Origin of the sequence: Collinsella aerofaciens (genome assembly GCF_901212495.1) — a bacterium.
In the GTDB taxonomy this organism is placed as follows: domain Bacteria; phylum Actinomycetota; class Coriobacteriia; order Coriobacteriales; family Coriobacteriaceae; genus Collinsella; species Collinsella aerofaciens_H.
The window spans coordinates 23,313-39,096 of the sequence record NZ_CAAKNY010000086.1; the positions used below are offsets into that span (position 1 = coordinate 23,313).

The 15,784-nt window shown below is 52.7% G+C and carries 10 protein-coding genes; 9 read left to right on the plus strand and 1 reads right to left on the minus strand.

From position 1 onward, the window contains the following. Positions 1-58 precede the first annotated feature (58 nt). Positions 59-1,183: a 3-phosphoserine/phosphohydroxythreonine transaminase gene (gene serC, locus SFLMC1_RS10860; protein WP_152073690.1), complete on the minus strand. Its 1,125-nt coding sequence runs from the start codon at positions 1,181-1,183 to the stop codon at positions 59-61. Between the two features lie 401 nt (positions 1,184-1,584). Here serC and SFLMC1_RS10865 point away from each other — a divergent pair, with 401 nt between their 5' ends. The 9 genes from SFLMC1_RS10865 to SFLMC1_RS10905 all read left to right on the plus strand — a co-directional run bounded on the left by SFLMC1_RS10865 (position 1,585) and on the right by SFLMC1_RS10905 (position 15,771). Continuing rightward, a complete protein-coding gene (locus SFLMC1_RS10865; RefSeq protein WP_261981441.1) occupies positions 1,585-2,202 on the plus strand; it encodes a DUF1819 family protein in 618 nt (205 codons plus the stop codon). A gap of 9 nt (positions 2,203-2,211) precedes the next feature. Then, positions 2,212-2,826, plus strand: coding sequence for a DUF1788 domain-containing protein (locus SFLMC1_RS10870; protein WP_152073692.1), 615 nt, complete (start codon positions 2,212-2,214; stop codon positions 2,824-2,826). A gap of 45 nt (positions 2,827-2,871) precedes the next feature. Next, positions 2,872-6,447, plus strand: a complete 3,576-nt coding sequence (brxC, locus tag SFLMC1_RS10875; protein WP_261981442.1) for a BREX system P-loop protein BrxC — start codon at positions 2,872-2,874, stop codon at positions 6,445-6,447. A gap of 9 nt (positions 6,448-6,456) precedes the next feature. After that, the gene (pglX, locus tag SFLMC1_RS10880) at positions 6,457-8,937 is read left to right on the plus strand and encodes a BREX-1 system adenine-specific DNA-methyltransferase PglX (protein ID WP_152073694.1); all 2,481 of its coding nucleotides are present in this window, start codon (positions 6,457-6,459) and stop codon (positions 8,935-8,937) included. Positions 8,938-8,944: 7 nt separating this feature from the next. Beyond that, positions 8,945-9,565, plus strand: a complete 621-nt coding sequence (locus SFLMC1_RS10885; protein ID WP_152073695.1) for a HEPN domain-containing protein — start codon at positions 8,945-8,947, stop codon at positions 9,563-9,565. Between the two features lie 140 nt (positions 9,566-9,705). Next, complete coding sequence (locus SFLMC1_RS10890; RefSeq protein ID WP_152073696.1) at positions 9,706-10,674, plus strand: hypothetical protein; 969 nt, start codon at positions 9,706-9,708, stop codon at positions 10,672-10,674. Between the two features lie 32 nt (positions 10,675-10,706). After that, positions 10,707-12,662: a winged helix-turn-helix domain-containing protein gene (locus SFLMC1_RS11465; protein WP_152073697.1), complete on the plus strand. Its 1,956-nt coding sequence runs from the start codon at positions 10,707-10,709 to the stop codon at positions 12,660-12,662. Between the two features lie 4 nt (positions 12,663-12,666). Continuing rightward, on the plus strand, positions 12,667-13,890 hold the full coding sequence (locus SFLMC1_RS10900; RefSeq protein ID WP_152073698.1) for a hypothetical protein: 1,224 nt from the start codon (positions 12,667-12,669) through the stop codon (positions 13,888-13,890). Positions 13,891-13,893: 3 nt separating this feature from the next. Next, entirely contained in the window at positions 13,894-15,771 is a 1,878-nt protein-coding gene (locus SFLMC1_RS10905) for a DEAD/DEAH box helicase (protein ID WP_152073699.1), read from the plus strand. Positions 15,772-15,784 lie beyond the last annotated feature (13 nt).

Here is a 15,784-nt window from a genome sequence, read left to right on the forward strand (position 1 = left end):
GCAGGTTTTGATCTAAACTGGGTGGTCTGAGGTGGCTGGTCGGCCCGCGTGTTGCGGGCTAGTTAGATCGCGGACTCAAACTATGCTGCGCTTCGAAGTCCTTCATGTACGAGGCCAGCGCCTGCACGTCCTCCATGGTGACGGCGTTGTACACGCTGGCGCGCATGCCGCCGACGAGGCGATGGCCCTTGACGTTTTGAATCTGGTGCTCGGCGGCGCCCGCAACAAAGGCCGAGTCGAGGTTGGCGTCGCCGGTGCGGAAGGTGACGTTGGCGATGGAGCGACTGTCTGTCTGCGTGGTGCCGTGGAATAGTTTACTGTTCTCGAGCAGGTCGTAGAGCAGGTTGGCCTTGGCCCAGTTGCGCTCGGCCATGGCGGCAAGTCCGCCGGTCTGCTCAACCCAACGGAACACCTTGCCGCACACGTAGATGCCAAAGGTGTTGGGCGTGTTGAGCATGGAGTCCTTGGCGGCCTGGGTCTTAAGATCCATGTACTGCGGCGTCTGCGCAAAGGCGGGGCCGTCGGCGATGAGATCGTCGCGCACGATAACCACGGTGACGCCCGCGGCGCCGGCGTTTTTCTGAGCGCCGGCGTAGATGAGTCCGTAGCGCTCGACGTCGAGCGGCTGCGACAAAAAGCAGCTCGAGACATCGGCGACCAGCGGCACATCACCGCAGATGGGCAGCTCGTGGAACATGGTGCCAAAGATGGTGTTGTTCTGGCAGATGTAGACGTAGTCGAGCCCGTCGCCCGCGGCCTCGACAGCAATGCGCGCGTTGATATCGGCCATGTCGGGGATGCGGTCGAAGTTGGTGTCCTCGGAGCTCGCGAGCAGCACGGCCTCACCGTACTTGTCGGCCTCTTTGTACGCCTTGTTGGCAAAGTTGCCGGTCACGACGTAGCCGGCGCGGCCGCGGCGCATGAGGTTCATCGGGATGCCCGCAAACTGCAACGTGGCGCCGCCCTGTAAAAACAGGACACGGTAGTTGTCGGGGATACTCAGCAGGCGACGCAGGGTTGCCTCGGCGTCGTCGATGATCTGCTGGTACATGCTAGATCGATGGCTCATCTCGAGCACGGACATGCCGCAACCGCGGTAGTCCATCATCTCGTCGGCGATCTCGGCGAGCACGCTTGTAGGTAGCGCGGCCGGGCCAGCTGAGAAGTTGTGCACACGTGCCATCTTCTAGTTCCCCCTCGTAGTCGTTTGAACGTTCGGGATACTTTAGCACAGTGGAGCGCCGGACGCGACCGCAACACAGCAAAACCCGAGTGTGCCGCTATGATTTACAGGATAGTTACATGGGGGAGAGTTTAGCTCGAGGCTCGTATTCGCTGCCGCCCCCAGCTTCACGGGGTGACATCAAGTCCTCTTGGAGCATATTGTTTGCCTACGGCTTATGCCGTTCGGGAACCGCAATAAACCAGATCCTCTTTTCGCCGTTCACAGAATATTTTTACCGTTCAGAGAGTTTTCGCAGCTAAAATGTTGTGCAACAAAATGTTGCTCAATGGATGTGAAGCGTTTTGTCGTATGAATCAAATGTACCTATTTGATTCGTCGAGAGGCTGAACGACATGAGCATGCCCACCACCTATCGTGGTTCTATGACACGCGAGCAGTGGCTTGTTAATGAGACGCGTGTCGTTGCGCGCCTCATGGTGGACGAGAACTTTTCTGATACGAAAGAGATTATTGAAAAGGTCACCGCCCAAAACCTCTTTCAATATCCTACTGAGCGTGAGCAAAAATCTATCACCCGTGCTTGCTGCCGCCGGTTGTTGGCTCTTAGCGAAGACGAAGACGTGCGCGCGAGCCTGATTAATCTTGCTGCGCATGGTTCGCTCGAGCAGCTTGCGCAGGTCAACCTGTATGCAATGATGTGCGACAACCGGGTTGTCTGGGACTTTATGACGTGCGTGATTGCCCCTAAGTTCAGTCTTTTTGATCTCTCGCTTCGAAAATCAGAGATCGTTACGTTTATCGAAGGGCTTCGCTCGCAGGACGATCGCGTTGCAACGTGGTCGGATGCTACGTGCAATAAAGTGCGCCAAGTTCTCGTCAACTGTATAGAGGGCGCCGGATTGTATAGCCGCAAAACCGAAGCCCTTCGTCCGCCATTGCTCGATTTTGAGCTCGAGCGTTGCGTTCGGGCCAACGACGATGCTGCGGTTCTGCCTGCCTTTGGCATAACGGAATAGAGGTGCGAGATGACAGCAACCGAGTTGCCTTCAATCGATATGAGCTTTGAACTCATTCGTTCCAAATTCCACGACCCCGAGTTTTTGAATTGTCGTGGCTTGGGTGGCGAGGTTCCACTCTACATCTATCCATATGCAGCTAGGCAAGAGGACCAGGTGCGTGCCCTGACTCAGCAGCTGGTGGATGATAGCTCACACGAGCGCCAGACAAAAAACGACTCCCCTAACATTGTTTCGTTTGATCTATGGAGCGTGTTTATCGGCATTTGCGAAAAACGCGGCATCTTAGAAAAAATGAGCGCCCTCGAGGAAAAACGAGGCAGCGATCATTTCTTGCAACGCATGCAGAGCCGAATGGGGCCCGAGAAGTACCTCGAGTTCATTCACGGCAGCTTTATCGAGAGATACGGCGAGCCGAAGCGCGGGCGCGACGTCCTGATTATCACGGGCGTTGGCAAGATTTACCCGTTCATGCGTGCCCACATCATTCTCGAGTCTATTCAGCCGGTATTTTCCGATATCCCCGTCGTTTTGTTTTATCCCGGCACCTATGACGGGCAGCAGTTAAAGCTGTTTGGCACGATTGCCGACGGCAACTACTATCGCGCGTTTAACCAACTCTAAAAACGTTTCCGGTCATCGAAAGGCATTCCCATGAAGATCAAAGATATGTTTGAGCACGACATCGACCGAAACATTAACGGTGTTATTAAGGTTGATCAGGAGGATGACGGCAGTGTCAGGCAAGAGCTGAACGAATACGTTGTGACCGACGAGCTTCGCCGCCATTTCAAGACGCTTTTCGATGCGTATGACCGGGCTCTCGATGATACGACGGATAAAATCGGCGTGTGGATTAGCGGTTCGTTTGGCTCGGGTAAATCTCACTTTCTCAAGATGCTCAGCTACCTGTTCACGAACCGTGAGGCGGCAGGTAAAACTGCGATTGAGTATATTGCTCCGCGTTTTGAAGATGACGAACTTGCCGACAAAGCAAAGCGCGCGGCGGGCGTGACGACCGACGCTATCCTCTTTAATATGGGCATCAAAAGCCCGCTCAATAAGGATGGCAGCGCGGTTGCGCGCATTTTTGCCAAGATGTATTACGAGAGCCGTGGGTTCTACGGTGCAGATTTTAAGCTCGCTCGCCTGGAGCGTCGTATTGACGACGCCGGTAAAACTCAGGAATTCCGTGCCGCATTTGAAGAGATTAATCATAGCCCCTGGGTCGATGGCCGCGAGGACTACGACTTTAACTCCGACGACGTTATCGAGTCACTCAGTCGCACGGGCGTCATGAGCAAGGACGAGGCAGAGCGCTGGTATGAAAAATCGGAAAGCAATGATTTTTCAATCGACCAGCTTACCGACGATATTGCTAAATACACAAAGCGTCGAGAGCAAGAATGCGGCGGCTCATATCGCATGATCTTTATGGCCGATGAGATGAGCCAGTTTATCGCGAGCGATACCGAGCTTATGCTGAACTTGCAGAGCATTGTCGAGGCGCTGGGCACCAAGTGTGGCGGTCGCGTGTGGGTCATGGTCACCGGACAGCAGGCGATTGATCAAATTACCAAGGTTAAGGGCAGCGACTTCTCCAAGATTCAGGATCGCTTTAATACGCGCTTGTCGTTGAGCAGCTCGTGCGCCGATGAAGTTATTCGTCGCCGCATTTTGGCGAAAAATCAGGCTGCGAACGACTTGCTGAAAGCTGAATACCAGGAGCGCTCGGCGGTCCTCAACAACTTGTATAGCTTTAAGGATGCGGCGGCCGATTTAATTGGCTACGAGGGCGCCGAAGACTTCGCCAGCACGTATCCGTTTGCTGATTACCAGTTTAAGCTCATTCAAAAAATCATGGATGAGCTGCGCAATCACGGCGCGTCCGGAAAAAACAGCTCAAGTGCCGAGCGTTCCATGCTGAGCGGCTTTCAAGACTCCGCTCGATGCATAGAGGAAAAGGACCAGAACGCGCTGGTTCCGCTTTGGCGTTTCTACAATACGATCTCGACGTCGCTCGAGGACTATCATCGTCGCGTAGTTCTTCGAGCGGCGGATGCCGCCCAAAAGGGACAGGGTCTTGAGGAATGCGACATTCCGGTACTCAAACTGCTTTTCTTGATCCTGTATGTCGATAAGGACATGCCGGCAAACGTTGAAAACTTGATTACCCTAATGACCGACGACGTCCGCACCGACCGCATTGTCGTTCGCGAGCAGATTTCGCAGTCCCTGGAGCGTTTGGTACGCCAAAACTATGTAGCTCGCAATGGTGAAACGTATAAGTACCTGACCGACGAAGAGCAGGAAATCGCCCAGCAGATTTCGCGCGTGCAGCCGGATGCTGCGAAGATTACGTCCAAGGCCGCACAGATTATGTTTAGGCAGGTCTTCGAAAACGCCAAGGTAACGGTCGGTAAAAACGTTTTTGACGTTGAGGAATATCTGGACGACACCCGTTATAACAGTGCATCGGGGCTGGCGCTGCGTGTGATTACTGGTGTGGATGGCACCCCGATTCCTTCGCGCGAGGACCTGCTCCTTAGCTCTAGCAGGGGAGAAGCCATTGTAGTGCTCGATTCCCAGCAAGATTACTACGACTGCCTGTATCAGTCGGCATGTATTGAGCAATACCTCAATAGCCGTCAGGCAGACAATCGCAGTGAAGTGGTGGCTTCGATTTTGCGTGGCAAGCAGGAAGAGCGCGTCGCTCTGGATAAGCGTGCAGAGGACCTTATGCGCCAGGCGGTGCTGCATGGAACGTTCTGTGTCTACGGCAGTGAGTATTCGCCAGTCAAATCGGCGTCTGCCAAGAATATGATCGAGGACTGCGTACGCCAGCTTGTTTCCGTTACGTACAACAAGCTGTCGCTTATTGATAAAAACTACGACAGCGATATGCAGATCAAGCAAATTCTAACCGCGTACACTCCGGCAATGAATGGGCAAGAGTCCAACGCCGGAGCCATCGAAGCGGTTATGCGCCTGCTGGAAGCTCGCGCTGCCCAGCATATGCAGGTAACAATGAGCGAGCTGCTCGAGACATATCATGCGAAGCCTTATGGTTGGGCGGAGATTGACATTGCCGCCGTGGTTGCAACGCTGCTAGCGCAAAAGCGCGCTCGCCTGCTCTGTGCGGGACAAGCGATTGATCTTAGGGACTCCAAGATCATCGATTATCTGCGAAAAGCTGCTAAGGCACGACAGGCTGTTGTCGAGGCGCGCCAGCAGCTTTCTCGAGCAGCCATATCTAAGGCGCGACAGGCTGTAGAAGAGTTGAGCGGCAATCCTACTCTGTCGCTCGAAGAGGACAGCCTTGCCGAGGCATGTCGCGGGGAGCTTGAAAAGCGCCACGATAGCTTGGCGAGCCTTCTTTCGGTCGAGTACCAGCGTAACCCAGGTTACCCGGGCTATAAGGAGGTCGTGCATGCAAAGAACCTTATCGAAGGCTTATTGCAGAGCGGCCGCGATGCCGTCGATCTAATTATGGCGATCGCCGGAAAAGAGGAAGAGCTGGGAGATGCGGCTGAAGATCTCGAAGATATTGACGAGTTTTTCGGTAGCAAGGTAGCTGTATTCGACAGTGCCTGCGAGATATTCAAGCGAATGGAGAGCGAGCGCGATTACTTTGAGGGCGATTCTGAGACGCTTGATGCGCTTTCCGTTATTGGAGGAGCGGTTAAGCAACCGAGCCTGAGTCTGCAGTTCCAAAAGCTATCAGAGGCAAACTTAAAGGTTAGGACCGCCTACAAGGAGCTGTTAGACCAAAAGCGTATCGCCATGCTCAATTCTGTCGAGGAGCGCTATGGGGATATCGAAGCGTATGCCCAAAATAGGGGCGTCGCTCTGGCGCGCATCGGGGAGACCCACAGTGCTCGAAAAGATGAGGTGCATAATGCGACAACGCTGACCGCCCTGGATGCGGTGCCGGCCAAGCTCGATCGTGCTCAGACGGCACTGTACAGAATGATCGATGAAGCCTATGAAGAGGCGAATCGTCCCAAACCGGCAAATACGAGTGTGACGGTAACGACCGATCATTCGGGGGTCACTGCGCCTGGCCTACCGAATGAGCCCCAATCTGTGCCGGTACCTAGGCGACGCGTCAAATCGGTGAGCCGCAGCATGGTCTTTAGGCCGCTGGAGCTGAGCTCGCAACAGCAGATCGATGACTATTTGGAGGACGCGCGCAAAGAGCTGCTGCGAAGCCTTGAGGGTAATGACGCCATCCGTTTGGGCTAAGGGAGAAACATGGATACGAAAGAGCTCGAAAAGTTTTGCCCTTGGGCGCGCATCCGTTTAATTGACGAAGTGCGTCAGCGTTGCTATGCCTACGGGCTCGACGATGCGGGGCGTGAGGAATTCGATCGCGATGCAACCATCGTTAAGGGCACGGTGCTCTCTGCGCTCGAACGTTCGCAACGTTCTGAGCTATATGGCCGCATAGAGCATGACGGCTATGCGCACTTTTGCGAGGAAATGGCCTACACCTGGTTCAATCGCTTCGCTGCAATACGCTATATGGAAGTGCGAGGCTATCTGCCCTGTGGCGTGCGCATGCTAAGTTCATATTGCGAAACCTCGGAGTACGATAGTTTTTCGCCAGACTGCTTGCGTATGCCGACGGAGCTTGATCTGCCGGGCTTAGAGCGCGATCGCGTGTTTGACCTTGTCGCTGCAGCAGATGATGAGGCGCTGTTTCGCCTTATTGTGGTAGCTCAGATGAACGAGCTCGCCGAGTGCTTGCCCGCCATCTTTGGCCGCGTGGGCACGGCGGATGCGTTGCTGCTTCCGACAAGGCTTTTGGACCGCGGTGAAGAAGGCGTACTGTGCGCTCTAGTCGAACGGGTTAAGCGCAGGACGTGGGAAAACGTCGAGTCCCTGGGCTGGATGTATCAGTTCTACAATTCCGAGGTCAAAGACGCATTTTTTAAATCTAAGGCCAAGGAGACGCCGGACACCATCGGTCCGGCCACACAGCTGTTTACGCCCAACTGGATCGTGCGCTACATGGTGCAGAACTCCTTGGGGCGTTTGTGGATGCTGAACAACTCGGAAAGTCCCCTGCGCGATGAAATGGAGTACTACATCGAGCCCGATGCGGAGCATGAGGACTTCATTAAAATCGAGAGCCCCGAGGATATTTCGCTGTGCGATCCGGCTTGTGGATCTGGGCATATTCTCGTTTACGCCTTTGAACTTTTGGCAAAGATGTATTTAGAGCGCGAATACCGTATGCGCGACATTCCCGGACTCATTCTATCCAAGAACCTCCATGGTATGGAAATTGACCCTCGCGCCGCCCAGATTGCAGGTTTGGCGCTGGCCATTTGCGCTCGAGAGATGGATAGGCGTTTTTTTGGCCGTGGGGTTCAAGCGGATGTTGCTGTGCTCGAGCCGGTTATGCTGGAGGAGGATGACATTCCGCACGGCGCCGTGCTTGCCAAGAAGAAGGATCTCATCGATGCCCTAACGCATTTGGGCGAGGTCGGTTCGCTGCTCGCTCCGAGCGAGGGCGACCTTGCCGCACTGCGTGAGGCGATCGAACTCATCGGCACCGATGGTCTGTTTGACGGTAGCTCTAAAAATAAACTGGTATGTGCCCTTAAGGCCTGCGAGATCCTCGCTCGCCGCCACGACTGCGTGGTGGCCAACCCGCCCTACATGGGCAGCTCCAGCTTCGGCCCCTTCATGTCCAAGTGGGTCAAGAAGAACTACTCCGACGTGAAGAGCGACCTGTGCACATGCTTCATCGAGCGCGGGTTCAACTTGGCGAAGGACCGCGGCTATTCAGCGATGGTTACGATGGCATCTTGGATGTTTCTGAGTAGCTTTGAGGCAATGAGGCGTCGAGTTCTTGACAGCAAATCAATCGTTTCCATGTGCTACATGGGGCATATGGTGATGAGGATTGCATTCAATACTTCTGCAACGGTGTTTGCTAATTGCCGTACAAATAGCCTTGGTTCTTATTGTCGAATCGAAGCTAAAGACTTGGATGCGGCTGGGAACCCTGTTTCGTTCCCTGCTGGGGAGACTGAGTTCTACCGCCGCGACGCCGAGACCTTCAAGCAGATTCCCGGCACTCCCATCGCCTACTGGCTTTCCGAGAAATATGGGCACATGTTTGAGCCAGGAACGATGAAGTCTGCTTATGTGTCAGGTGGCCGTTTAAAAACTCATGACAATGAGAAATATGTCAGGAATTGGTGGGAGGTCCCAGCTTCTTTAATTGGGAGGTTATGGATGCCGTTGTCGAACGGCGGCGGTTTCTCTAGATGGTCTGGAATGAAATATGACGTAGTGAACTGGTCTGATGAAGCTAACGATTTTTATGACCAGCATGGCGGCCTTCCTAAATCTGGGTCCATCGAAAGGAAGGGAATTTGTTGGGGCTTAATCACGTCGGGTCGCTGCTCGTTTCGAGTAAAAGACCAAGGTGAGCTGTTCACTTCTGGTGCCCCGACAGTTTTCATGTCTAATCAAGATAGCGAAAGAGCTTTGTCTATCGATTTGGCGTTCCTGAACTCATCGATTGCTTCAGAGCTACTTGATGCGATTAATCCGACTTTGAATACAACGGTTGGTGATGTCCTCTCGCTTCCGATGCCTCCTTCAAGCGCTCTTGACACTGAAGTTGTTGACTATGCCGACCAATCGGTGTCCATTGCTGATGCCGATTGGGACTCGTTTGAAACCTCCTGGGATTTCAAGCGTCATCCCTTGGTGTAGGTGGCAAATGTCTACGGATCGTTTTAATAGGCTTAAAGACAATTTGTCTCGCGTTGACAGCCTTCTCGCTCTTTATGAAATTTTACAAAAGGAAGAAGCCAGACGTCTGGTTAGCAGCAAGCAAGATGCACGTTCTGCTGACATATTGAGAGCCGCCGTTGTTCTACTTCACGGATCTCAGGAAGATTATGTTCGGGGGATGCTATCCGATTGGTTGTTCGATAGGGCGGATTCAAGAGAACTCGAAGGCATTTCGTTGCGTGGTTCTGCTCAAAAGAGAGCCCAGAAATTTACGCTTAGGGATTTGGCTCAATATAAGAATGAACAGGTTTCAGATTTGATTCAATCGTCAATCGAATCACAGCTTTCATTGGTCTCTTTTAACCAATACTCGGAGATATGCAGCTGGCTTTCCAAAATCGGGATTTCGCTAACTCAGTTTAAGAATCAATCATTAATTGAGAACCTGATTAAACGTCGACACAAAATAGTTCATGAAGTCGATTTAAACAAGAAGTCTGGTAAGACCGAGAGTATTAAGGCTAGTACGGTCAGATCGTGGCGAGAAGCGGTTGAGAACATGCTTCGAATTGTAGATGAACAAATTGAGGGATGGGATGCTTCGTGATACGCGCCCTGAGTTCGTTTGTATTTATCACAAGAGAGAGGCGCATAATACGCGATTTATTCGGCTTCTATCTGCAATTAAGGCTTCAATTCGTTGCCTCTTGAGTGCGGTTTTCGGGTCAACATTAGAGAAGGACTACCATGGCCACTTTACTTCAAGATAAATACGAGGCTCGCAAGGCCGAGGTCAATGCTCGCTTTGAGCAGCTTCGCGCTAACGAAGAGGAGCTCAACCGAATCTTTGCCAAGATCTACAACATGGAGGGCGAGGTGCCCATCGAGGTCGAGGATAAGTACGTTTCGGTGGCGCGCATCTTTGATACCGTCGATGAGATTCCCGAGAGCTATAAGGGCAACAAGTACGTGCGCACCAAGCGTGACGAGATCACGTCGCTCATAAGCTATGCCGTGGGTTGCATGTTTGGCCGCTATTCGCTGGATGTGGACGGACTCGTCTTGGCCGATCAGGGCGCCACGGTTGATGACTATCTGGCTAAGATGCCCGTCCCCGATCACGTGACGTTTATGCCCGATAGCGACAACGTGTTGCCCATTACCGACGATGAGTACTTTGACGACGACATCGTGCGCTACTTTATCGACTTTGTGCGTACCGTGTACGGCGAGGAGACGCTCGAGCAGAACCTGGCCTTTATTGCCGAGGCGCTCGGCGACAAGGGCACCTCGCGCGAGGTCATCCGCACCTACTTTTTGAAGGACTTCTTTAAGGACCACTGCCAGACCTACAAGAAGCGTCCCATCTACTGGCTGTTCGACTCAGGCAAGAAGGGCGGCTTTAGGGCGTTGGTCTACATGCATCGCTATCGCCCTGATTTGTTGGCGCTGGTTCGTACGAGTTATATCCATCCTCAGCAAGAACGTTATCGCAATCGACTGATGTGGATTGCCGACCAGATAGAGGTAAGCGACAGTCGTGATCGTGCTCGTCTTGCTAAGGAGCAAAAGCGCATAAGCGACCAAGCTGCCGAGCTCGTGAGCTACGAGGAGAAGGTCCACCACCTTGCAGACCAAATGATTGAGATTGATTTGGATGACGGCGTTAAGGTCAATTACGCCAAGTTCCAGGACGTTCTCGCCAAAATCAAATAGCCGTCTGTGTGCTAGAAGTTGAAAGAGCCGCTATGGGAGCATTGGTAAACAACAATCAGATCATTCGAATCGATAGCAATCTTCTGCTCGATCCAACCATGAGCGATGCGTACATGGACGGCGCCTACCTATGTTTGACCCCCAATGAGTTCAACATCTTGTTTTGTATGGCTCAAAAACCGGGTCATGCATTTTCTCGCCAAGAGCTGTTTGTTGCGGCATTTGGCCACGATGACCCTAAGTCGCATCGAGTGCTCGATAGCCATATCAAGAACATTCGCAAGAAACTGGAAGAAGATGCCCGCAACGCTCGTTGGCTTAAGGGCGTTCACGGTTATGGCTATCGTCTCGATTTTGCTCCGGGATTTGAGCCTGAGGCGAGTGTTGGTGAGGGCGGGCGTGTATTTCGTTCTGCGCATGGCGACCGTGTGCTTGTCGTTGATTCTGAGAACCGTATTGTTCAGCTCGATGGCGAGGAGCTTGCGCTTACACCAATTGAGCACAGTGTCTTGAATGCACTTACGGCTAGGTCAAACGTTGAGATTTCAAATGAGGAACTCTCTCAGATTTCGATGGGCGTTGGCTTCGCTGAATCGAATAGAGCTCTTGCTTCGCATGTTAAAAACCTCCGTAAGAAGTTGGGAGATGAGGTAAAGAATCCCCTTTGGATTAAAACGGTGCATGGTTTTGGCTATCGGTTCCTGGGTGTCGATGAGACCCCCGCGCCACGCGAAGAACAAATGCTGGATGACTCTCTGGTCGAGCTCTCCGAACAGCTACAAATGGCATTTGATACAACGTCCGGTTCCATTCTTTTATGGCATGACGTTGGCGGTGCATACGCGGATGTTGTTGAGCGGCTATTGTTGCCCGACGATGTGGTTTTGATTCGCGAGGATGTGGCCGGCAAATTCGATACGATTCGAGCTATTAACGAACTCGGCTTCGATGAGCGAGCGCTGTTCTATCGGTCATCACCGTGCGTTGTCGATACGAACGATTGGTTTGCGGACGTTGAAGCGAGTGCTGAGAGCTTTGTCCCCGAGACGCAAGGTGATCCGGTCGAAGCCCGAGAAAACGTTATTGAAGATGATGAATGCGGGCCGGCCGCGGCAGCTCCGCGTGTTGCTGTGGCTGAAGACGTACATCCCCAGTCGTTCCATAGCGAGCGTGTTGATACCGGATCTGAAGGCGTCATGGCCGGTGAGTCAACTCTTCCCAAGCTTGATGGGGATTGGTGCCTGCTTTCCCAGTTTGCGGAGCTGGCGGGATGCTCGCCCGACGAAACGCTCAAGCTGGAATTGTTTGCCTATCAAACGGGGTTCACGCTTTATGCTGACTGCGCCTGTAGAGGCCGGGGCGTAAGCCAGACAGATTTCTATCTGTCTTTGATGCACGGAGCCATCGTCGAGCACGATAGCCTGCCTCAATCCATGTTGAACTGTATGTCCTTTAAAAACATGGTCTATCGAGCCATTAGGTCGGGCGACTTGCTTGACTACGACGAGTCGAGCTGGATTACGCGCGATGGTCTTGATGAGCTTGATATTAGGGATGCCGATTTGCGCAGCTTTGCTTTGGATGCCATCGATCGTGGCGCTGATGACGACACGCCGTACTTTACCGTGCCGTGGCTCAGGCGCTGCGCATCCGATTTGCCCTTACTTGAGTACGGTCTATCCGATGCATTTTACGAAAGCGTGCTCCTGTCGCAGGAGGACCTGCTGGGGCACGGAAACCTTGTGGGCATTAAGCTCTTTGCGCCACGCGGCCACCCCATGAAGGGTCGCGATTTTATCCAAGCGGTGGTGGGTCGCGAGATATCGATCGATATCGACGATCTTGTCGACTTGCTTTCGGAAGAGTACGGCGTAGTGGTTCCGCGCGCGCAGCTCATCCAGATAATTCGTAAGTCGGACTTGTTTTATTCAAGCGCTAGCGAGCGCGTATTTGTTAGCCATGACCAGTTTGTACTAGAAGTGGAGTAAGACAATGGAAATGGAAAAGTTCATCAACACGGGTATTGCTGAGGGCTGGGTTCGCAAAACCGACAATAGCGAGCGCAAGTTTATTAACGGTCAGAACCAGGATTGTCCAATTTACGAGGTACGCGTCGATAAGTTGCATTTCAATGTGCAGAATGGACGAATTGCTACCTTCATTTCGCGCTATCAGGCAGAGCATCCCAAGGGCCTACCTCAGGATCAAACGGAGCTCGATAACCTCATTGCGGGCATGGTCGAGGCGGATAATCCCAAGCATCTTAAGACGACTATGTTGGATATTAAAAACAAGGGCCAACAACAATCTGCGATCATTTTGACCAACGGCGTTGTCATTGACGGTAACCGTCGTTTTACCTGCTTGCGTAAGTTGTCTGCTGCCGAGAACACCCTTCGCATGCTGCGCTGCTGTGTGTTTCCCGATACCTATGACGAAAATGCTATTAAGGGCCTTGAGCTCGAGATTCAGCTGGGCGAGGACACCAAACAGGAATATGATGCCATCTCTCGTCTGGTTGATATCGATAGGTGGGTCAATGAAGGGCGTATGACGGCAGAAGAATATGCCAAGCATGCCAATATGAAGCAGAGCGAAATGAAGAACAGTCTCGCTCAAATCGATATGTTGAAAGATTTTCTTGAGTTCTGCGAGGCTCCCGGCGCATTTCATATTGCCCAGGACCTTAAGTTGCAAGGCCCTATCGAGTCGCTTACGACCAGGCTTGGTAAGGTCAAGAACAAGGACGATCGAGAAGAGATTAAAAATGCCGTGTTTGCAAATTTGTTGTATCAGACGCTCGGTGACCGCACGCGTGAGGTGCGCGAGTTTATCGATAATTTGATTGCTGACGACAAGCTGCGCGAAGAGCAGCTGGATTATACCGTTGAGGTTTTGGAAAGGCTTGAGGAAAAGCCTGACGGCGTGGTTGTCACTACGGAATATCTTCGCGATACGTTTGGCTCTGACACGCGTTTGAAAGAGGGGATGAAGGCGTCTAGAACCGTTGCCCGCACGAAGGCCGGCAATCGTAACATCAAAAACGGACAAGTGCGTGCCGTCCGCAACGCACTCTCGAATGTTGGCGAAGTTGACGTGGAAATACTGCACAAACTGGAGCCCGAACAACTCGCCAATATGCAGGATGGGCTGCAGTCTCTTCTTGAGAAAGCCCAGGAAGTTCTCGATGCCGTCCAAAAAAATCTAGAAGGCTAAGCAATGCGTTTATATCAGCGAGGCGGACAAATCTATCTTGATCCCGAGTCTCTCGATGCCGACTCTCTGCGTCGCAATGCTCGCTTTAAGATGACCTGCAGGGCATACGTTAGGTGTGTAGTCCAGGGCCACATTTTGCTCGAAGAGATCGGCAACTATACGGAGTTCGAAAAGATTGTTGGCAAGCTTTCGAAGGTTGCTGGCCGTCTTGGTGTGGCGCTATCGGTCGATGACGACCTACAGGACAGCTTTGCGCAGATTCGCGAGCTTGCCGAGCAGCGTTCGCGTTTGGGGAATGAGATCAAACGCGGTGATCACAAGCACGATGCCCATCTCGCAGAGTTCTCGGAGGTCGTCGATACCGCCATGGTGCGTCCGCTAAAGGATCGTCAGATGCGCGACGCGTTTTTCTTGGCAACGATGGGACGTGCAGGCAACTTCTCGGTGCCGGGGTCAGGTAAAACGGCGACCGTGCTGGGTGCATTTGCCTTTTTGGCGGCCCGCAGCATGGTCGATCGCATTATGGTCGTGTGCCCAAAAAACGCATTTGATTCCTGGGCGACGGAGTGGAGACTGTGCTTTGGTGATAAACGGCCGCTCAGCTTGTTTACGACGCAAGACAATGCTTACCGAAAGCTTGGTAAGTTTGACCGTCTGAGCTATATTCGCACTCGTGTGGGCGGTTGCAATTTGCTGCTTGTGAATTACGAGGCGGCTATTGGCGTTGCCGAGGAACTCAGTAAGGTTGCTGGAGATCGTACGCTTTTGGTGTTCGACGAAATCCATCGCGTTAAGCGCGTTGGCGGAAAGCAAGCTAACGCGGCTCTCGTGGTTTCCAAGAGTGCTCCCTATACGTTTGCCCTGACGGGCACGCCAATTCCTAACGGATATATCGATATTTACAATATGTTGCACATTCTGTATCCGCGGGAGTATGACAACTTTTTTGGCTTTGAGAAAAGCGAGCTCAAAAATGCCGAGGACTCGGACATTGAGCTCGTGAACAACAAGCTGCAACCGTTTTATTGCCGTACGACCAAGGATGACCTAGGCGTCCCGAGGGCTGAGCCCGACGAGCTTATCAAGGTGTCGTCTGGCGAGCGTACGAATCTACTGCTCGGCGTTATTAAAAACCGTTACCGTCGCAACAAGCTGACCTTGATGCTGCGTGTGCTGCAGATGGAAAACGATCCGATCGACCTGCTCGAAACGCTTAATCCCGAAGACTATCGTTGGATTATCGAAGAAGACGAGGAGACCGGCGAGGTCGATGCCGTCGACTACTCCGATAAGATTGTGGGCATGATTCGATCTGCCGGGGCATCGAGCAAACGTGCTCGTTGCTGCTCTCTGATTGGCGACTTGGTGGCACAGGGGCGCTCGGTTATCGTCTGGTGCATTTTCATCAAGAGCATGTCCGATCTTCAGCGCGGTCTGGCTGGTATGGGGATTGAGGCGCGTACGATTAACGGCCAGAATGACCTTGTCTGTCGTTCGGCAGACCTGGATGACTTTAGGGCTGGCAAGTTTCCCGTACTCATTACCAATCCTCATACGCTTGCCGAGTCTGTCTCGCTGCATTCGATTTGTCACGATGCCGTGTACTACGAGTACAGCTTTAATCTGGTTCATTTGCTGCAGTCCCGCGATCGAATCCACCGTTTGGGCCTGCCGCAAGATCAGCAGACAAGGTACTACTACCTTTCGGAAGATTACGACCTTGGAAAACCCGATCCATGGTCGCTTGACGAGGAAATATATACTCGCCTGCGCGAAAAAGAGAACACCATGCTCAGGTGTATTGATTCCGAAATACTCGAGACGCAGCCTACCTCTCAAGAGGATTTGGATGCTATTTTCGCCGGTTTGTTTGATGACTAGTTTTGAGAGTTTG